The 20,499-nt window shown below is 36.3% G+C and carries 19 protein-coding genes; 13 read left to right on the forward strand and 6 right to left on the reverse strand.

The genetic code is table 11. The features are described 5' to 3' along the window. Positions 1 to 47 precede the first annotated feature (47 nt). From MKY30_RS13135 to MKY30_RS13155, 5 genes are all read left to right on the forward strand, one after another. Positions 48 to 1,100, forward strand: a complete 1,053-nt coding sequence (locus tag MKY30_RS13135; protein ID WP_341084200.1) for a fatty acid desaturase — start codon at positions 48 to 50, stop codon at positions 1,098 to 1,100. A 101-nt stretch (positions 1,101 to 1,201) separates the two neighbouring features. Beyond that, entirely contained in the window at positions 1,202 to 2,326 is a 1,125-nt protein-coding gene (locus MKY30_RS13140; RefSeq protein ID WP_147211962.1) for a sensor histidine kinase, read from the forward strand. A gap of 2 nt (positions 2,327 to 2,328) precedes the next feature. Continuing rightward, positions 2,329 to 2,928: a response regulator transcription factor gene (locus MKY30_RS13145; protein ID WP_147211961.1), complete on the forward strand. Its 600-nt coding sequence runs from the start codon at positions 2,329 to 2,331 to the stop codon at positions 2,926 to 2,928. A gap of 597 nt (positions 2,929 to 3,525) precedes the next feature. Further along, positions 3,526 to 5,016 (forward strand): MDR family MFS transporter, encoded by a 1,491-nt coding sequence (locus MKY30_RS13150; RefSeq protein ID WP_341084202.1) that lies wholly within the window; start codon positions 3,526 to 3,528, stop codon positions 5,014 to 5,016. A 518-nt stretch (positions 5,017 to 5,534) separates the two neighbouring features. Continuing rightward, entirely contained in the window at positions 5,535 to 7,085 is a 1,551-nt protein-coding gene (locus tag MKY30_RS13155) for a glutathione ABC transporter substrate-binding protein (RefSeq protein WP_341085641.1), read from the forward strand. Between the two features lie 50 nt (positions 7,086 to 7,135). Here the strand turns inward: MKY30_RS13155 and MKY30_RS13160 are convergent, their stop codons facing one another. Beyond that, on the reverse strand, positions 7,136 to 7,462 hold the full coding sequence (locus MKY30_RS13160) for a four-helix bundle copper-binding protein (RefSeq protein ID WP_341084204.1): 327 nt from the start codon (positions 7,460 to 7,462) through the stop codon (positions 7,136 to 7,138). A 509-nt stretch (positions 7,463 to 7,971) separates the two neighbouring features. Between MKY30_RS13160 and MKY30_RS13165 the strand changes: the two genes are divergently transcribed. From MKY30_RS13165 to MKY30_RS13180, 4 genes are read left to right on the forward strand one after another with little or no spacing between them, the layout of a single operon-like run. Next, positions 7,972 to 8,385: a gluconate 2-dehydrogenase subunit 3 family protein gene (locus tag MKY30_RS13165; RefSeq protein ID WP_341084207.1), complete on the forward strand. Its 414-nt coding sequence runs from the start codon at positions 7,972 to 7,974 to the stop codon at positions 8,383 to 8,385. A 31-nt stretch (positions 8,386 to 8,416) separates the two neighbouring features. Beyond that, a complete protein-coding gene (locus MKY30_RS13170) occupies positions 8,417 to 8,749 on the forward strand; it encodes a gluconate 2-dehydrogenase subunit 3 family protein (protein ID WP_341084210.1) in 333 nt (110 codons plus the stop codon). A gap of 20 nt (positions 8,750 to 8,769) precedes the next feature. After that, entirely contained in the window at positions 8,770 to 10,509 is a 1,740-nt protein-coding gene (locus MKY30_RS13175) for a GMC oxidoreductase (RefSeq protein ID WP_156988340.1), read from the forward strand. A gap of 40 nt (positions 10,510 to 10,549) precedes the next feature. Further along, entirely contained in the window at positions 10,550 to 10,738 is a 189-nt protein-coding gene (locus MKY30_RS13180; protein ID WP_147211953.1) for a twin-arginine translocase TatA/TatE family subunit, read from the forward strand. A 76-nt stretch (positions 10,739 to 10,814) separates the two neighbouring features. Here the strand turns inward: MKY30_RS13180 and MKY30_RS13185 are convergent, their stop codons facing one another. Continuing rightward, complete coding sequence (locus tag MKY30_RS13185) at positions 10,815 to 11,300, reverse strand: DUF4188 domain-containing protein (protein ID WP_077603983.1); 486 nt, start codon at positions 11,298 to 11,300, stop codon at positions 10,815 to 10,817. Positions 11,301 to 11,322: 22 nt separating this feature from the next. Next, entirely contained in the window at positions 11,323 to 11,862 is a 540-nt protein-coding gene (locus MKY30_RS13190) for a PadR family transcriptional regulator (protein WP_341084214.1), read from the reverse strand. 388 nt (positions 11,863 to 12,250) lie between these two features. Here MKY30_RS13190 and MKY30_RS13195 point away from each other — a divergent pair, with 388 nt between their 5' ends. Beyond that, positions 12,251 to 13,981, forward strand: a complete 1,731-nt coding sequence (locus MKY30_RS13195) for an ABC transporter ATP-binding protein (protein ID WP_341084216.1) — start codon at positions 12,251 to 12,253, stop codon at positions 13,979 to 13,981. A 154-nt stretch (positions 13,982 to 14,135) separates the two neighbouring features. Then, positions 14,136 to 14,396 (forward strand): hypothetical protein, encoded by a 261-nt coding sequence (locus MKY30_RS13200; protein WP_156988333.1) that lies wholly within the window; start codon positions 14,136 to 14,138, stop codon positions 14,394 to 14,396. 95 nt (positions 14,397 to 14,491) lie between these two features. On the opposite strand, the gene MKY30_RS13205 is transcribed toward MKY30_RS13200, so the two are convergent. Then, positions 14,492 to 15,490 (reverse strand): NADP-dependent oxidoreductase, encoded by a 999-nt coding sequence (locus MKY30_RS13205; RefSeq protein WP_341085643.1) that lies wholly within the window; start codon positions 15,488 to 15,490, stop codon positions 14,492 to 14,494. Between the two features lie 222 nt (positions 15,491 to 15,712). Here MKY30_RS13205 and MKY30_RS13210 point away from each other — a divergent pair, with 222 nt between their 5' ends. Next, a complete protein-coding gene (locus MKY30_RS13210) occupies positions 15,713 to 16,057 on the forward strand; it encodes an ArsR/SmtB family transcription factor (RefSeq protein WP_147211944.1) in 345 nt (114 codons plus the stop codon). Positions 16,058 to 16,299: 242 nt separating this feature from the next. Here the strand turns inward: MKY30_RS13210 and MKY30_RS13215 are convergent, their stop codons facing one another. After that, positions 16,300 to 17,133 (reverse strand): MerR family transcriptional regulator, encoded by an 834-nt coding sequence (locus MKY30_RS13215; RefSeq protein ID WP_341085645.1) that lies wholly within the window; start codon positions 17,131 to 17,133, stop codon positions 16,300 to 16,302. Positions 17,134 to 17,236: 103 nt separating this feature from the next. Between MKY30_RS13215 and MKY30_RS13220 the strand changes: the two genes are divergently transcribed. Beyond that, complete coding sequence (locus MKY30_RS13220) at positions 17,237 to 17,671, forward strand: small multi-drug export protein (protein WP_341084218.1); 435 nt, start codon at positions 17,237 to 17,239, stop codon at positions 17,669 to 17,671. 468 nt (positions 17,672 to 18,139) lie between these two features. On the opposite strand, the gene MKY30_RS13225 is transcribed toward MKY30_RS13220, so the two are convergent. Continuing rightward, positions 18,140 to 20,182, reverse strand: a complete 2,043-nt coding sequence (locus MKY30_RS13225; protein WP_147211939.1) for a HelD family protein — start codon at positions 20,180 to 20,182, stop codon at positions 18,140 to 18,142. Between the last annotated feature and the right edge of the window lie 317 nt (positions 20,183 to 20,499).

Here is a 20,499-nt window from a genome sequence, read left to right on the forward strand (position 1 = left end):
TTCTTTATACTTAAAGCCACAGTATGTTTTAAAGGGCGGGGATATAAATGAGCAAACAAAAGCAAGTACAACTTAGAAAAGACGTTATGCCATTTGCAAAATCTAAAATGAAGACAAGTATTGTTCAACTTTTAAATACGATTCCTCCATTTTTTATCTTATGGTTCTTAGCTTATCAGAGTTTAGCTGTTTCCATTTGGTTGAGTTTAGTATGCAGCATTGCCGCTGCAGGCTTTATGGTCCGGACGTTTATTATCTTTCATGACTGCGCGCATCAATCTTTTTTCAAAAATCCGAAATATAATAGACTGCTCGGAACCATTACAGGTGTGATTACTCATTTTCCTTTTGAAAAATGGAAAAGAGAACATGCGATTCATCATGCGACAAGTGGAAATTTAGATCAGCGAGGTACTGGTGATATCTGGATAATGACCGTTGAGGAATATAAGCAGGCAACAAAATGGGAAAGACTGCAATATCGCTTATATCGTAATCCAATCATCCTGTTTGGTTTAGGACCATTTTCTTTGTTTCTCTATAGCAATCGTATCAATCGTAAAGATGCGAGAAAAAAAGAACGTAGGAATACCTATATTATTAATATCGTATTGATTGCAATCTATTGTCTTATCGGCTTCCTGCTTGGCTGGCAAGCGCTTGTATTCGTTCAACTGCCGATTGCTTATATCGCTGGAGTATTGGGAATTTGGTTATTTTATGTCCAGCACCAGTTCGAGGATTCTTATTTTGAGAATGAGTCGGAATGGGATTATGTGAAGGCAGCGGTAGATGGAAGCTCTTATTATAAGCTGCCAAAATGGTTAGAGTGGATGACAGGAAGTATTGGTTATCATCATGTGCATCACTTAGCACCAAAAGTTCCTAATTACAATTTGGAGCAGGCACACCGTGAAACTCCGCCATTACACAAAGCAACTACTATTACGTTAAAAACAAGCTTGGAATCAATCAAGTTTCGTCTCTATGATGAAGAACAGAAAACATTTATCAGCTTTCGGGCAATGAAACATCGTTTAAAGCAAATAAAAGATCAAGAGATAACGGCAGTAAAGTCAACTCCTACGATTCGTTCCTAAATAATTACAACCCTCTAATCGTTTTAGGGGGATTCTTTATCTGGGAAGAGAAATATTTGGTACAATAAATAATATCCAGCAGGAACATAGGAGGCTAAATTGTGCGGCAATGGTATCATATTTTTCCGAGGAATACAGGATTAAGCATATATATTTGGGTTATTTTTTGTGTGTTGCCGTTTTACTTTATTTTTCGCTCTACTTCCATTTGGGAAATCGGGGTCGGTGTACTGCTGACGTTACTTTTCTTTGCAGTTTACTGGTTTACCTTCAATTCCCATCAACAGCTTATGTACACAGGATTAACAATGGAATTTATTATTAATATTGTGATGACGATTCTATATGGATATGTTTATTTTGCTTTATTTACTGCGTTTTTTGTAGGTAATGTTCGCGGTAAAGCAGGATTTATTACGATGTATGTGATTCATATGGTGGTAATTGTAGGGTCTATCACGGCAGGCTTCTTCTTTAACTATTCTCTGTTTTTGAATCAACTGCCGTTCTTGATTATAACCTTGTTAGGGGTTATTCTGATACCTATCAATCGTTATAATCGCTTGAAACAGGAAGAGTTAGAGGAGAAATTAGAAGATGCCAACCGCAAAATTGCTGAATTTGCTATTGTTGAAGAACGACAAAGGATAGCACGTGATTTACATGATACATTGGGCCAGAAACTGTCGATGATTGGACTGAAAAGTGAACTCGTTGCGAAGTTATTGGATAAAGATCATGTGCGGGCGAAGAAGGAGCTGCAGGATGTGCAGAATACTGCCAGACATGCTTTAAAAGAAGTACGGGAAATGGTGTCAGATATGAAAAATATTCGCTTGACGGAAGAAATTGCACATGTTGAACAATTAATGGAAGTTGCACAGATTAAGCATAAAATTGTGATGAAGGTTGAACAATCTTCTTTACCAATGTTAATGGAAAGTGTATTAAGTATGTGCCTGAAAGAAGCAGTAACAAATGTTGTAAAGCATAGTCAGGCAAATCATTGTTCCATTGAGTTTTCTGAAACAAAGGAAGAAGTCAGGCTGCAGGTAGAAGATGATGGAGTAGGAAAGAATAGTATTCCTGAATTTGGAAATGGGCTTCAGGGTATGAGAGAACGCCTGTCCTTTATCAACGGGACCTTAGCTATCTCTGCACACGTTAAAGGCTTTAAAATTGATATGACGGTGCCAAAGGTTCTAAGACAGATGGAGGAGGTTTAAATTTGATTCGGATTGTAATTGCAGAGGATCAGCAGTTATTGTTAGGAGCACTAGGTGCGCTTTTGGATTTAGAGGAAGATATGGTAGTGGCAGGTAAAGCAGGTAACGGAGAAGAGCTATTGGCATTAGTCAAACAAGAGCAGCCGGATATTTGCTTGATGGATATTGAAATGCCGGTCATGACAGGGCTGGATGCTGCAGAGCATTTAAGGAATGATTCATGTAAAATTATTATTTTGACTACCTTTGCCAGACCGGGCTATTTCGAAAGAGCTAGAAAGGCGGAAGTCGATGGTTATCTGTTAAAGGATAGTCCAAGTGAGGATTTGGTTCACTCTATTCGTCAGATTATGAAAGGGAAACGAATGTATTCTCCAGAATTAATTGACCTTGCTTTTGCGGAAGAAAATCCCTTAACCAAACGAGAAATAGAAGTATTACAATTAATAACAGAGGGGAAAACAACCAAGGCGATTGCCAAGGAATTATTTTTATCCAATGGTACCGTTCGAAATTATATTTCGATTATCTTGGATAAGTTAGAGGTTGATAATCGGATAGAGGCTGTAACAAAAGTAAATGATAAAGGCTGGCTAAAATAGCAGCCTTTATCGGCGTACTTCAAATATTCGTGATAACAGTTATTTCACCAATTAAAGAAGGCTTGGAAATATGTTCTAAACTTGTGTAAAGTTGATATTTGTTGCAAATCAAAAAGAGAACAGCTTCTGTCCGCAGAATATTTTAAGAATATTAAATAACAGTCTTAATGGATAACTTTATTTTTAGCCCACTTAGAAAGTGAGTATGATTTAGGCAGATGTTATGTTAACGCTATGATGAGTTTCAAGAAGTATAGAAGCTTCTTATTTTGATTAAGATAGATGTATGAATGCAGCTGGCCTGGTATAAATATTTGATAGAGGCTGAAGCTGATTTGCTTCTTGCAGACGCTGGGAACACGTGTTAGTATTAGTTTACTTAAAGGAACGGAGGGTTTTGAAATGCTGTTAATTCCGAATAACCTCGTTAACTGAATAACAGATTGCTTGTGTAGCAAAATCGGGATTTGTCTGCCTTTTTGAAACCAATAATTGAGCTGGGAGAGAGAATCAACTCTCTTTTTTTATTGGACAAAAATGTAAAAGCTTGATAATTGCTGCCATCTTACAGATCTTAAATTGAAAGGGGTTTCGTTAATGACGGAACAGAATTCAACTAAATATGAATACCTGGCAGAAGACCCGAATTTTAAGGTTATGCCGATTATGCTATCACTAATCATTGGTGCTTTTTTTGCTATTCTAAATGAAACATTGTTAAATATTGCTTTAACAACGTTAATGGGAGAATTTAATGTCACCCTTCCAACTGTTCAGTGGATGGCAACAGGATTTATGTTAGTCATGGGAGTGGTTATCCCGGCTTCTGCTGTTCTTCTGCAATGGTTTACAACCAGACAGCTGTTTTTAGGAACAATGATTATATTTACAATTGGAACAATTATCTGTGCTGCAGCTCCGACTTTCTCTATTTTACTAGTTGGAAGGTTTATCCAGGCAGCTGGAACTGGTTTATTAATGCCAGTCATTTTTAATGTGTTTTTACTAATCTTTCCACCGCATAAACGTGGAAAGATTATGGGGATTGTTGGGCTTGTTATAATGTTTGCGCCGGCGATAGGACCAACACTTTCAGGTATTATTGTAGAGTATTTAGGATGGCGCTTTTTATTTATCTGTGTAATTCCGTTCGCTCTTTTTTCTATAGCATTTGCATACAAATATTTAATAAATGTGTCGGAAATTACAAAGCCGAAAGTTGATGTCTTATCACTTGTATATTCAACTATTGGTTTTGGTTCACTTGTTTACGGATTTAGTTCAGTAGGAGAAGAGGAAGCAGGATTCCTAAGTCCTGATGTGTACAGTTTTATTATAATTGGGGCTGCTGCCATTATTTTATTCTCTGTAAGGCAATTTAAGCTGGATAATCCTGTCTTAGATTTGAGAGTTTTTAAGTACCCAATGTATACGCACGGGGTGCTTATGTTTCTTATTATTATGATGACAATGTTTTCATCTGAAATCATTTTGCCTGTTTTTATGCAGGGACCGTTGGCATTATCTGCTGCAACAGCTGGTCTGCTTCTTTTGCCGGGAAGCATATTAAATGGAGTGATGTCACCAGTGATGGGGCATCTTTTTGACAAATTTGGGCCAAGAGTGCTGATGATTCCAGCTTCACTTGTGTTAAGTGGAACCATGTTTATGATGAGTCGGCTTGATGCAGATACACAACCGTGGATGATCATTGTTGGTTATATATTATTAATGCTTGCTGCTTCAGCGATTATTATGCCGGCGGAAACCAATGGGTTAAATCAGCTTCCGAAACGTTTATATCCTCATGGAACATCGGTCATGACGACATTGCAGCCCGTGGCTGGTGCTATGGGGGTTTCTGTATTCATCAGTATTTTGAATGCAAGGCAGCAGCATTATTTAAATCAATCAGCCACACCTGAGAATCCCGGAACAATAAATGAAGCAATGATTGCAGGAGTCGAGCTTGTGTACTTTATTGCTTTTGCGATCTCTGTCATTGCGGTTATCTTAGGGTTCTTGGTCTATCGTGCAATGCCAAAAGACCAGGAAGAGGAAGCACAAATGGAAACCGAAGACATTTAATATCTGACAATAACAGACCCATCCTTGGTATCTTACCAAAAGACACCAAGGATGGTTTTTATTAAATTCCAGATATGAGATAAGGGATAGCTGTTTTAATGAATTTTTCTGGGGCTGTTTTTTCATCTGTTATACATTATTCAAATATCATATCTTTTAAATGTCTGCCTGCTCTTATTCCTATTAGATATTCTTTTCATTTATATAGATTGAAAAACGGAGTAAAAAGTATAAAAAAGCTTTTTTTAATAATGTCGAGTAATTTGGGCAGAAGAGCAATATTTAAAGTGAAAATAAATTTATTCTCAAATAATTTTAATCAGAAGCATTGGTAAAGCATTTGCGTCAATATTTTTAATAAGATGCTTGTTTCTTCTCTCTCTATTCAAAATAGGATATACTTATCCTCAATTAGAAGGATTGTATTCTTAGCAAAATGAATGTAATTTTACTTTTATGATAAAAAAATAGGAGGAGTAAATTTGAAGAAAATAATTGGATTGGCTTTGTTGTTTTCTATGTTGTTCATTATGGCAGCATGTGCAGACGATAGTGGACCGCAAGACGAAACGGGAGCCCCTGCCAAAGAGGCTGCTGAAGAAATGCAGTTGAAAGCGGGGCTGGCATCAGAGCCTGTATCGCTTGACCCGCATGCTGCAAATGATGGAAATTCTTTATATGTAATGAATACCTTGTATGATACGCTGGTAGAACAGAATACTGATTTGGAAATACAGCCTGCATTGGCTGAAAGTCTGGAGCAAATCGAGGATACGATGTGGGAGGCGAAGCTGCGTGAAGATGTCACTTTCCATGATGGATCAGCCTTTAATGCAGAAGTAGTTAAAGCAAATTTAGATCGTGTACGTGATCCAGACATAGGCTCTCCACTTGGTTTTCTATTTGACATGATTAAAAATGTCGAAGTGATTGATGATTACACAGTTCATATTGAAACAGAATATCCGTTTTCCGCATTACCTGCCCATTTAGCACATCCTGGCGGTCATATGATCAGCTTGGAAGCGATTGAAGCAGATAATGAAGCAATTGCAAATGGTGAAGAGCCTTTTTCTACTATTAATGAAAATCCGGTGGGAACAGGTTACTTTAAATTTGAGGAGCGTGCAGTCAGTGGAGAAATTACTGTAGTAAAGAATGAAGATTATTGGGGAGAGCAGGCTGGAGTGGAAGCTATTGCTTTTCATTTTGTTCCGGAGGACTTAACTCGAATTGCTGAACTCCAGACAGGAGATTCAGACTTTATCTACCCCGTGAATGCCAATAATGTTGAAGAAGTGGATGACAATGAAGGTACCCATGTAATGCAGTCTGACAGTGCCAGTATGACATATCTCGGTTTTAACGTAGAGCGTGAGCCGTTTAATGATGAAAGAGTTCGTCAGGCTATTGCAATGACCATTAATAAAGATGAAATTATTAATGGTGTTCTAAATGGGATTGCTTTACCTGCCAAAGGGCCTCTTGCCCCGACTGTATTTGGCTATGATGAAAATATAGAACCCATAGACAGAGATGTGGAAGAAGCGAAAACATTGCTGGAGGATGCGGGTTTTGCAGATGGCTTGGAAATAACCTTAATGGCTTATGATACAAATACAGGCGATATTGCACAGGTTATTCAATCCCAGCTGAAAGAAATTGGAATTGATGTAAATATTCAAATGACAGAAACGGCCACCTATTTGGAAGATACAGCAAATGGCAGTGTCGACATGTTTTTAGGGAGTTGGGGAACGGTGACATTGGACGCTGATTATGGATTATATCCAATGTTTCATTCCGACAATGCAGGTGCACCAGGAAATCGTTCCTTCTATGCAAATGAAGAGGTGGATGAGCTGCTGGAGCAGGCAAGACAAGAAGGGGATGAAGCAGCACGCTTATCCCTGTATGCCGATGCACAGCAAATTATTGTAGATGAGGCGCCAATTGTACCTATTTATCATTCTGTACTTTTATCCGGTTTGCGTGATGAAGTGAATGGATTCTATCAGTTTCCAAGCAGCTTCCCATTCTTTAGAGATGTTACTATTGAACCGGAATAATGTAGAAAGAAGCAGTTCTTTGGACGACAGAGCTGCTTCTTTTTTTGCATTTAAGCAATCTTTTTACATGCTTCTGCACATTGAAAACATGCATCAGCACACTTCTGACAATGCTCATGATCATGCTGTCTGCATTCATTTCCACATGCTTCACAAATGGCAGCACAAACAGAAGCCAGCTCAGCAGTAAAAGGAGTATCTCTGCATAAAGCTTGTGCAAGATAGGAGCAAATTTCAGCACATTCCCGGTCTAATCGGATACATCCAGCCATCATTTGTATATCTTCTTCTTTAAGGCATGCATCAAAGCAGTGGTTACAGGCAACGATGCAACTTTGCAGTGCCTCAATCAACTGCTGATGTTGTTTATGCAACATAAAAAAACCTCCGTAATGTATTTTTTAGCTTACATGTTATAACGTTCCCCTGTAATTAAATATTAATCCTTTTTTTGACTGCTTTTTCAAATTCTATCATTTATCTAAAATACAATATAGATTCAAAGTATCTGATATTTTTACTGGGTGAAAATAGAATGAAAAGATGTTTATTTAAACATCAGTTATATATAAGACAAATTATTCATATATATATTTATACCATGACGTAAGGGAATAAATTTAAATGGTCAATCAATTTTAAGGAGTTTTTTTATATTAAAATAAATAGTTTTAACTTTTATTTTTGGAAAATTAAAAATGTTTATGTTTTCCTATTTTCTTAAATATAACCAAAAATAATCTCAAGAAGCATTACAGATATATATTTTCTACTGATTACAGAAACACATCATATAGATAAAATAGTTCTTTCTACCATTGTCTTGAAAGGAGGTACTTCAAATATATATGTTGAAGTTGTGATTTGAAAAAAAGGGGGAAATCACATGACAGAAAACAAAGATGTCAACCAAAAGAATGTAAGTGATAATCAAGAAGAAGTAGATCTATCGAAACGTCAATTTATAAAGACTGCAGGGATGACAACCGGTGGAATTGTTGGCGGGATTCTTTTAGGAAGTTTTATAAGTAAGCCTTTTAAAACAGAGAAGTACGAGCCTGCTTCTGAGGATAGTCATCATCATGGTTCAGGGGGGCATAATACTTTTACAGAAGCGATGCAGTTTTTTACGAGAATTGAAGATTTATTAACACTCTCGGCAGCGGCAGAAATCATATTCCCGGAGGATGAAAATGGCCCCGGAGCAATTGCTTTGGGCGCACCCTATTATATTGATAAGCAGTTAGCATCCCCGTGGGGGGAAAAACATAGACGACTATCGGAAACGGCCATTTCTTGAAGGGGAATCTCCTTTAAATCGTGGAGATACCATGCTGACTGGTTTACGTAAATTGAATGAAGTCAGCCAGTCCAAATATAATGATATTTTCAATAATTTAGAGGAAGATGCACAAATTGAAATTTTACAAAGCTTTGAGGCAGGAGAAATAGAAATGAATCTGGTTTCTTCCGCTGGATTTTTTGCACTATTAAGACAACTGACACTGGAAGGTTGTTACGCTGATCCGTTATATGGCGGCAATAAGGATATGGAAGGCTGGAGAATGAAGGAATTTCCTGGAGCGTATATGTCTTATACAGATGTTGTAGAAGCAGAGGAATTTGTTAAAAAAGAACCGATGAGCTTAAGCAACCATATGTAATGTAAGAAAAGGGGGATAATATGGCGAAAAAATTAGATAAAGTGGATGTTGTTACTGTCGGTGTCGGCTGGATGGGTGGAATTGTTGCGGCAGAGCTTACCAAGGCCGGTTATAAGGTGGTGGGCCTTGATAAAGGAAAAGAGAAGGATATAAAGGATTATCTCCACACACATGATGAAGTACGTTATCCGGTGAGGGGAGAAGGCTACGAAAAATTAACCAATGAAACCTATACAGTCAGAAATACACTTGAAGAAGATGCCCGGCCGATTAGAGATAAATCGACAGCTGTTATCGGAGAAGGTATCGGCGGGGGAGGAAGTCATTGGGGAGCGCAAACACATCGTTATTACCCTTATGATTTTGAGATTCGTTCCAAAACAATTGAAAAGTATGGGGAAGAAAAAATCCCTGAAAATATGACTTTACAGGATTGGGGAATTACGTATGACGAATTAGAACCGTATTATGATAAGTTTGAAAAAATGGCAGGTATTTCTGGTGAGCCAGACCCAAATTACCCGGAACGTTCGGACGATTATCCAACACCGCCTTTAAAAAAGAATCGTCAAATGCTTCTATTTGAAGAGGCTGTGAAAAAAATGGGGTATAATCCATTTGTTATTCCTAGCGGTACACTTTCAGAGCAATATACAAATCCGGATGGTGAAACATTAAATGCCTGTCAGTATTGTGGATTTTGCGGAAGTAACTATTGTGAATATGGAGCGAAAGCTGATCCAGTTATGACAGTAATCCCGACAGCAAAAAAAACCGGCAATTTTGAATTGAGAACACATGCAAGGGTAATTCGAATATTACATGAAAATGGAAAAGCAGTTGGTGTATTATATGAAGATACCAGAACGGGACAAGAATTCGAGCAGCCAGCAGATTTAGTTGTATTGACAAGCTATGTATTTAATAACGTCCGGCTGCTGTTATTATCTGAAATTGGTAAACCATATAACCCGGAAAACGGGACAGGTGTAATCGGAAAAAACTTTACAGATCATCATGGCGTGACGTCTTCGCATGGTCTGTTTGATAATGAAAAATTTAATAATTATGTATCCACTGGAGCATATGGAATGGCGATAACAGACTATACAGGGGATTTAGTAGATCATCATGATTTAGATTTTCTGCATGGCGGTCAAATTGAAGCACGTATTACAGGGAATGCACCAGTAGCGAATAATATAGTGCCGGAGGGTACACCGCAATGGGGGAAAGAATTTAAAGAGAAATCTTTATTTTATGCGAATCGATTTCTTATGATATTCAGTCAAAAGGCTACTCTTCCTTATCAAGAGTATTATCTTGATCTGGACCCGACCTATACAGATGCCAACGGGGATCCGTTAATACGGATTACATGGGATTATTCAGATAATGACAAGGCAATACATGAATTTATTCAAGAAAAACATGTTGAGATTTTAGAAGAGATGGGAGCAACACATATTCTGGCTTATCCAATGCCGGAGCATTTCAGCGGAGGACTTGCCTTTCAGCATAACGGTGGCGGGGTAATCATGGGAAAAGATCCAGAAACATCCGCTGTAAATAGTTATTTGCAAATGTGGGATATGGATAACCTGTTTGTATGTGGTGCAAGTGCTTTCCCGCATTTCAGCTGTACCAATCCGACAACAACAGCTGCCGCCTTAACCTATCGTGCAGCAGAAGGAATGATGGAATTCCTAAAAAATGGCGGTCAGCTGGTGGAAGCAAAGAGTCAAAAGAGACTGGTTTAATGTACGAAAAAATTTATTTGAGAGCTGGAGGTGACTTCTGATGGGATTGGCAAATATAGGAATCCCCGGATTAATTCTTATTGTTGTTCTGGCATTAATTATTTTTGGACCAAAAAAGTTACCCGAGATTGGAAAGGCTGCCGGAGAAACATTGCGGGAGTTTAAAAGCACAGCGAATGATATTATGGAAGATAAAACAGAGAACACAGAACAAAAAGATAAAAGTTAATCATAAAAATAAGCGCCAAAAGCATTCAGGTTTTGGCGCTTATTTTGTTTAGGTGGATAATAAAATAGAAACCAGCTTAATTTACCTTCACACCCTGGAGCCGTTTGCGGGCAGAATTATGCTGTGCGGTGATAGGGATGTGTTTTTTTGCATTTCCCATCCCAAATAATGGCATATTCCGATAGACAGATTCATAGCTTCCGGCCTTTATTTGATAGGTTTCATGGTAGAATCCGACAGCATCATTTTCTCCAACCTTTTTGTTGAAATTCTGCCATGCAGTCAAATGTTTTTTTCCTTTTGCATAAGCGAGTAAATCTTCTGTAGAACGCCAGTATTGAACCATTATTGTGGTGCGCAGGCCAAAATAGCTTTCCATGGAAAGAAATCCTAATTCCTCCTGATTTTCATAAAGTTCTTTAATCATACCGGGCATGGCTGTGAAGACGGGACCCCATTTTCGAACTGCAAGTCTTTTATTGATTCGCATTCCAATGATAAAAACAACGACATCCTGATCGTTTTCTGTCGTGTATCTGCCAGTGTAAATTTTTTTACCCATGAATGATTCCTCCTCTAAAATTTTAAATTTCCTTTAACGTTGCGTCACACCATTCCATTGCGGCTGCAGTTGTCCGCTTTCCGTAATCCAATGTAAACAGCCAATATTTCGCATCGCTTTGGTTATTGTTATGGCTGGCTATTCCCGCTTCAATACCTTCATACGTCTGATAAATCTTTTCTAATTTTTGTTTATAATCCTCCAATAGACGAATGGTTTGTTCTTCTGTCTGGTGATTTCCAAAAAACAGCTTCAGCAATACTTCATTTCGTTCCACCGGCAACTGCTTTAACGGCTTTTCCAGCCAATCCTTTAATATTTCTTTCCCTTTTGCTGTCAGAAAGTATTCCTTACGATCAGGCTTTCCTTCCTGGGAGGTTGCCTGTATAGTTGCCAAGCCTTCTTCTTCCAGCCGTTTTAATGTTGGATAAATCTGTCCATAGCTGATTTTCCAAAAGTGGTTCAGACTATTATCAATAAATTGTTTTATTTCATAGCCTGAACGGCAGTCAGTTGTTAAAATGCCGAGGATAGCGTATGTTGTATCGTTGTATTTTTTCATTTATCTCACCTTATATCTTTTTGATATGTATCATTAAGATATATAATACAGGAATTTATTTAGAAAGTAAAGAACAGTTTTGATCTGATTTTTTATAAAAATTCAAAAGGTAGATGAGGCAATGCCGTTATGTTTTTTATAAATAACCCAATTGTATTAATTTTTTGAAAATGCATATAAATAATAACGTTATAATGTTAAAGTATTAATGTAGAAATGTTTGTAAAGAAAGGGAATATTTAATTGTGTAAGCCAATCAAAAAATTATATTATTATCTTTTGTTATTAAAGGTATTTCCATAAATGTAACTGTCAAATTCTAATATAGTTCGCTGATTAGCAGCTGCAGTATATTTTATCACTTTAATAGAAAAGGGGACGCAGAACGATGAAGGGGATTTACTCAGAATTATTTGCATATGTAAAAAAGAAAAAATTTACATATGCATTGCTTATGATTTGCTTATTTACTGGAATAATTTTAGATTTGGCTCTTCCCTGGTTTATGATGAACATTACGGATTCAGCTTTAGACGGCAATACGAAAGAATTTCGCTTTATATTAATCATTGGTATTCTCATACTATTTTTTACATTTGCACAAAATTATTTTGATGTGCTGATAAAAAATTACATTTCTTCATTTGTTAGAAATAACCTGCGTTTACGTTTGTTTGATCATTATTTAAAATTACCAATGCAATTTTTTAGTAAAACAAAATCTGGAGAAAATTCTTCAAGAATAATTAATGATGTAAACGTTGTAGGAGATTTGATGGGAAATACACTCATTAGTCTTATACAAGGGCCTCTTGTCGCAATAGCCGCCTTTATATTTTTAATCAATATCCAATGGCAGCTGGCATTAATTTGTGGCCTGATTGGTCCGCTAATTATCCTGATTGGAAAAGTTTTTGGTACATCGATGAGAAAAATTTCTGGTGAATTACAGGAGCAGGTGTCACAAAGTCAAAGCTATATCCAGGAAACAATGAATAATATGCCCTTTGTAAGAACTTATTTAATCGGAAATCAGGTAGCTGAAAAATTTGGAGGTTTAACAAAGAAAATTTTTAATTATGATTTGCAGAAAGGAAAAGTACAAGCTGCATTACAAGGCTCGTCACAGGCAGTTGGATTTTTAACCTTTCTGATTGCGTTTGGTTTGGGTGCTTATCTTATCTTGATAGGTGAAATTACGGTAGGAGCGCTGCTTGCCTTTATTCAACTGTTAAATCACGTTGTATGGCCATTTTCCGGATTAGCACAGGTTTGGGGAACAACGCAGGAATCCTTATCAGCCTGTGAACGAATATTTCGTGTTTTAAATGAAAAAAGGCAATTTACATCATTTCCCGAAGCATTAGCTGCGTTTCAGGAGAGTAATCATATTTCTGTAGACAAAGTGAGCTTTTCTTATGATGAAGGAAACAGGAAAATATTGAATGATATTAGTCTGGAAGTGAAAGAAAATCAATTTGTTGCGATTGTCGGCCATAACGGATCGGGAAAATCAACTATTTTTAAGCTTCTGCTGGGATTCTTCCCTTATTCTGGAATGATAAAGATTAATAATAAAAACACGAATGAAATGACGTATGGAGAGCTAATGCAATATTTTTCTTTTGTCAGTCAGGATCAATATTTATTCTCCGGTACAGTTTTGGAGAATATCCTTTATGGTAATTTACAAGCTACGGAAACTGAGATAAAAACATTATTAAAAAATCTGAAGTTTGATGATCTGATAAACCATTTACCGAATGGATTAGCTACAGAAGTAGGAGAAGGGGGATCAGGTTTATCCGGTGGGCAGCGGCAAAAAATATCCATTGCCCGGGCAATATTGCGTGATGCACCTATATTTCTCTTTGATGAGGCGACTTCTGCATTAGATTATCAATCAGAGGAACAGATTCAGGAAGTATTATTAAACTTTAAAAATGAGCGGACAACATTGGTGATTGCTCATAAAGCTTCTACAATTAAACAGGCAGATTATATTATTGTTTTAGATAAAGGAGAGATACGTGCAAAAGGCTCCCATAATGAACTTATGAATAAGGATGCCTATTATCGTGATTTATATAAAGAATACGCTGCGGGAGAGACGGTATGATACCGAAAAAGATTAATATAAAAGCTAAGTAATTAATAAATATTTTTTTCATGCTAAATTCTTCTCCCTTTTTTATGTTGGTTCATGTATAATATTTATATACTGTTAACGCTTTCGTGGACATTTTATTTTGGGAAAAGAGGGACAAATTAGATTGGAAGATACGAAGAATGCTAAAAAAAGAAATCCTTTTGATTATGCTCTCATATTATTAGCAATAATTGGTTTTGCGTCTCTGTTTTTGTACCCTGATTTTATGGATGTGTATTTCTCGCCAATATTATTATCCATCGGGGCTCTCGCTTTTTTTACAAGATTAGTTGTTTTAGTGAAAAACAAAACATTTGGCTTACATTTTATTGTATTTTTTTTATTAACCATTGTAACGATATATTTTCTTTATGATTTAGTTTAACTATGTTATAGAATAGAAAAGTCTCCTATCCAGGTTTTTTTCTATTCTATAACATTTTTTAATTTCCCTGTCTTCTCCACATAAAAAGAGTGGGTCTACTTGATTTTAACGATGATTTTTCCTTTTGCTCTTCCTGTCTCTGAATATTCCATTGCTTTCTGTGTGTCTTCAAAGGGGAAAATCTGATCAATCAATGGTTTGATTTTCTCAGCCTCGATAAGTTCTTTAATCTTGTTTAATTGCTCTCCGCTTGGCTTCATAAATAAAAAGTTATATTGGACCTGGTATTGTTTTTCTAGCTTTGTTAATTTCCTTGAAATCAATTTAAAAGCAAGTGTTTTCCAAAAAGGATAATTATTTTCTTTTCCAAAGCGGGCATTTGGAACATCAGAAATTGATACAATTTTTCCACCGGGTTTAAGGATTTTAAAAGAATTGATTAAAGAATCGCCACCCAAAGTATCATATACATAATCATAATCGGCTAATTTTTCCTCGAATTTTTCTTCCCGATAGTTTATTACCTTGTCTGCACCCAGGCTTTCTACTAAATCTTTTCCGGCATTACTCGCTGTTGTTGCGACATAAGCTTCCATTTGCTTTGCTAGCTGGATTGCAAAGGTTCCAATACCGCCTGATCCTGCCTGAATCAAAATTTTGTCTTTTGGCTGCAGGTTTAATATATCATGAAAGGCCTGATAGGTGGTTAAACCGACTAAAGGCACAGCTGCTGCTTTTTCAAATGTTAAGTTTTCCGGTTTTAATGCAATATCATCTTCATGAATAGCAATGTATTCAGCAAAAGTTCCGATTCTTGATTTTCTAGGGCGCCCATAGACAGAATCACCAGCTTTAAATTTTGTTACATTTTTTCCAGTTTTGATAACTGTTCCGGAAAAATCATTTCCAAGAATCAATGGCATCTTATAATTGATAAGCGGCCTTAATTTCCCGTCTCTAATTTTGAAATCAACAGGGTTAATGCTGGCAGCGTGAATTTCTGCCAGTACATCATTACTGGATACTTCCGGCATAGGTACATTCTCGATTTCAACGTTTTTTTGTCCGTATTTATGAATAAGCATTGCTTTCATCTGATTTTTCATTGTAAGAAACTCCTTTTGGTTTATTGGTTTAAATAATTAAACGATTGAACTAATAATGAATGATAGATGGATTTTTAAAAAATGTCAACTAAATAATTTAAAAGAAGCTGGAAAGATTTTTTAGATAATAGTCAGCATCGTTGACTTGTTTACGCTTTAATGGTTTAATAATTTAAACGATTATACCAATTAAACGAATTGAGGATTTATATGAAAACAAATGAAATAAAAAAATTAAAATACGAATTTGAGGAAGTAAAGGATTTTTTAATTGCTTTAGGGGATGAAAAACGGCAAATTATTATTATTGCCTTGTTGAATGATCATGCCTGTCAAGGGTTGCGTGTAGTTGATTTAACAGAAGCGACGGAGCTTTCCCGGCCCGCTGTATCACATCATCTAAAAATACTGAAGCAAATTGGAATGATTGATATCCGCCGGGAGGGAACAAAGAATTATTACTACCTGTCTAATGCAGCTGCGGAAATTAATAAATTACGAAATTTATTGGATAATGTCATGTCGGTTATGACTGAGAAGCAGAAGGAATTGTAAAGAGGGCAGACAATAAAAAGAATATTGATTTAATAGTAGGGAATAGAAGATGGTGACTTCCCGGTTGATTAGCGGGAGGTCGCCATTTAATTCCATTCTACAAACACATCCATCATTCCGTTAATATCAATATTTGTATGAGTCAATCTAAGCAGGAAGGGGGTATCTTTAATATTTGAACTTATCGATTGTTAAGCTTTATTAATAAACATTTGATAAAACTTTAAATGCGGCAGATTGTATTAGATATTAATTTTTTCTTCTACTTCAATCATTATTCTTATTACATAATTTGTTTCTACACCTGAGCTGATTCCGTCCATGAGGTATAGATATTCTTCAAAGCTGTCACCGCAAATACGATATCCTTCCTTATCTAGATAATCTTTTATTTTTTCATATGTTTTATACGTATTCATATAGCTTCCTTTATGATAGCCAATTACATATTTCCCAGCTTTTTTTATAAATGTTTCTGTTAAATGAAGCTGGTTTTCACGTAAATAAAAATTGGAATAATTTAAGTAATCTCCTGTTTCTATTTGTTCCCGGCGAATAAGAGCTCCCCAATTTTCCACATTGATTTCTCCCTGTTTCACGTATTTCATAAACGATATAATCATTTTTGTGATGTCTTTATGAGAGTAATTTAAAATATTTTCGCTTAAAACAATCTGTTCTGCTTCCATATTCTCGACAATGAATCGATCAAGGTCTAACTGTGATGCTTCTTCAATTTGTTTTTTCTGATCTTTAATGAGGTGCTGTATACGTTCCATTTTCCGGATTTTTATTTCCACCAGTTTTTCTTTCTCTGTTAATAAATCAGTAATTTTCTTCGTGTTTTTAGATTGTAAAAAGCTTTTAATTTCTGTTAAAGACATTCCAATCTCTTTTAACATGTCAATCATGCTATAAGCTTCAGCTTGTTGAATAGAGTAATAGCGATAGCCATTTTCGTTTTTATATTCAGGTTCTAACAGGCCAATATCATCATAATGGAAAAGAGTTTGCTTTTTCACATCGCATAAATCCGCAAATTCTCCAGTTGTCATCAGTTTTTTGGAAGAGTTCATATTTTTCACCAACTTTTCACTTGAGTATACGGTAGCCATATACTTTATATTATACTATAGAAAACAAGAACATACAGTGTAAGAGAATGAGAGGAATATATTTATGTTGAATTATTTATGGCTGGCAGCGTCCGCATGGTTCATGGGATTTTTTCCTATGTTAGAGATATATGTTGCAATTCCTGCTTCAATGGTGATGGGGTTAGATGCGGTTTCTTCAATTATCTGGGCAGGATTTGGAAATTTCCTTCCTGTCCCGATGATTGCTTTTTTCTATCAGCTTCTTGCAAAATCTGAACGTATTAAGAAGTGGCTGGATAAATTAGCAAACAGCAAGTATAAGTATCGAATAGAAAAACAGGGTCCTTTAGTTGTTGTATTGCTTACACCTATTATTGGTTCTTGGGCAGTAGCAGTTATTGCCAATGGAATTGGAATGAATAAGCTGAAGTTATTCATCTCCGCTGGTGCAAGTATTTTAATATATGGGGTTATTATAGCTGTTCTAACGTATTATGGTGTAGAGTTTATAAGCTGATGTGCGCTGTATTAAAAATATAAATCCACATATCCTGCAGCGTGTAAATCTGCGGAATATGTGGATTTATTTGTTGCAGGATGAAGTATCTATTAACAAGCTGCTCATAAATTTCTTTGAGATTTAAATGAAAAGAACTTTATCTCAAATCTTATTTCATTTTATAGTTAACAGCTAAGAAAGAAAATAACAATAGAAAAATGATTGCCACGCTGGCTACATGAATAATATCAGCGAAATAGCTGAAATTACAGAATATAGCCAAGCAGAATTTAAAAAACTGGCAGGCGAGTAAGGGAAAAGAATAGATAGTTCGGATATAGCATTTAAAAAAGGTGAGCAGTTTTCATATAAACTGACTCACTTTTTAAATGATGAAACTAAATGAAGGTTCTATCCGCAGACTTTGGGTTTTTATCCTTCCGTTTAAAATAATTTTGCCTAAGGGCTTTATACAACCAAAATTCTTTACCCTTTGGAAATCAGCTTCGATGCTTTACCGCTGTAAATAACTGATAAATGATGCAGTGCCCTTGTACAGCCAACATACAACAATTTGATAGTTTGTTCTGTTTCAGGATAATGTTCTTCATCGACATCAACCATTAAAACCGAATCAAATTCCAAGCCTTTTGATACATACACGGGCAATAAGGAGATTCCTCCTTCGTATGATTTATCCTCTGTTGTAATAATTGTCAGCTCGGGAATTTCTTCTTTCAGTTTTGGATAAATCTCATTACATTCTGCCTCAGATCTTAAAATAACTGCGATGGTATTCATGTCTTGATCTTTCATCTTATGAACCCAGCTTATGATTTCTGCTGATTTTTCTTCTGCCTCTACCTGCTGGATATGGACATCCTCACCGCTTCGGAATACCGGCTCTGCAAAAGCGGGGCGATTGGTAAGATGACTAAGAATGATGTTGGAAAACGCAATAATTTCATAGGTGGAGCGGTAGCTTTTGGTCATTTGGAAAAATTTTGCACGGGATGTACCGAAAAGGTTGATAAAGTTGTTCCACTCATCAATTCCTTCATTGCTATGGATACCCTGCGCTAAATCTCCTAATATCGTAAAGGATGCTGTTTTTGTACGCGCGTTTAGTACAGATACCTGATAGGGAGAAAAGTCTTGCGCTTCGTCAATGACAACATGATCGAACTTTTCGTCTCTTTCTATTCCGTACCAATAATCATGAATATCGAGCAGAGGAGCCAGGTCATCCAGAGTTATTTTATTCTTCGGCGGCAGAAGGTCTTTTCTTCCCATCTTTTTTAAAATTTGTGCGTAAAGCTCATAAGGTTTTCTTTTTTTCCATTTTCGTAAATATCTTCGCAATTCCTGTTTGCCGTCTTTTCTGGCTTGCTCTTGTTCTTTTTTCTCTTCATACATCTTCGCTTCAATTTCTACCCAGCGCGTTAACTTAGCTTTCAGTCTTTCATATTTCTTGGTGACAGGATTTCCTTTGAAATCTGCTTCTATCCAGTTTCTGATTTTTTTCAGCGGAACACCTTGTTTATTTTCCCAGGGAATAAAATCTTCTTCAGGAAGCCATTCTTTTTCTAATTGTGATAATTGCTCCCTGATTTGCTGCTGAAAATCTAAAGAACCTTTCCAATTATTCTGCTCCAATATACCGGATTCAAAAAATGTTTTTCTTCTTTCGCTGAGAGATTCCAGGCTGCATTTGGGATCATCGATAATAGAGGTCATAACCCATTTTGGAAAAGTGGTCTGGACAATGTCTCCTACACCTAATTCAGGCAGCACCTGTGAAATATAATCAAGGAAAATAGTGTTTGGTGCAAAAATAATCATCCGATGTGCTGTTAATTGTTCCCGGTATTCATATAACAGATAGGCTAACCGGTGCAGCGCCACTGTTGTTTTCCCGCTGCCGGCAACTCCCTGGATAATAACAGCCTTGTTCAAGGGATAGCGGATGATTTCATTCTGTTCTCCCTGGATAGTGGCAACAATGTCACGCAGTCTGTTATCCTTTTGGTCTTCCAGTTTATATAATAGAAATTCATCTCCTCCAGATGATCCCTGTTCTCCGCGAATATATCGGTCTACCACCCTTTGCAGCTCCTGTTCATAGGTGACAATATTTCTTTTTAAGTAGATTTCACCTTCTACGACGCCATCTGGAGATTGATAATAGACGTCATCTTCACTCCCGCTGAAGCCATAGAACAGGCTGGCAATCGGTGCACGCCAGTCAGTAATCAGTACATCTCCCGTATTCTCATCAAAAACACCGGCTTTACCAATATAGGTTGCTTTTACTTCCTCGCTTTCTTCATCTTTAAAATCAAGCCGGGCAAAGTAAGGCTCTTTTTTAGCGACAATTAAAGATTCTCTTAATCGCCTTCGATTATCTTCTAATACTTTTTCGGTAAAATCGTCACCAATGTATTCAGGTATGGAAGCTAAACGATCATATTGTTTGTTGATAACTGCTAACGCTTTGGATAAACTCTCTTTTTCTTGTTTAAATTGCACGGTGAAACCCTCCTTAACTTGAATGTCTTGTTTATTTTAGCAATGAAATAAAGAAAAATATAGACTTATATATTCCGTTCATGTATACTATTAAATACAGTCATGCCAAAAAAACAGAAATTACATATAATGTAAAATACCTCAGGGGATAAATCGATTCCTTGAGGTATTTTTTTACTTATTATAGAGATATTTCTATGGGAAAGCCCCGTAAAATTCAACGAAAGAAGGCTGTATTTTACTATACGGAATCCTGTATGAAAAATAATAGCCTTTATCATGGACACTAAATTTATTACCATGTAAAATATTTTTTT

Source organism: Oceanobacillus sp. FSL W8-0428, assembly GCF_038004405.1.
GTDB classification, from domain to species: domain Bacteria; phylum Bacillota; class Bacilli; order Bacillales; family Amphibacillaceae; genus Oceanobacillus; species Oceanobacillus sojae.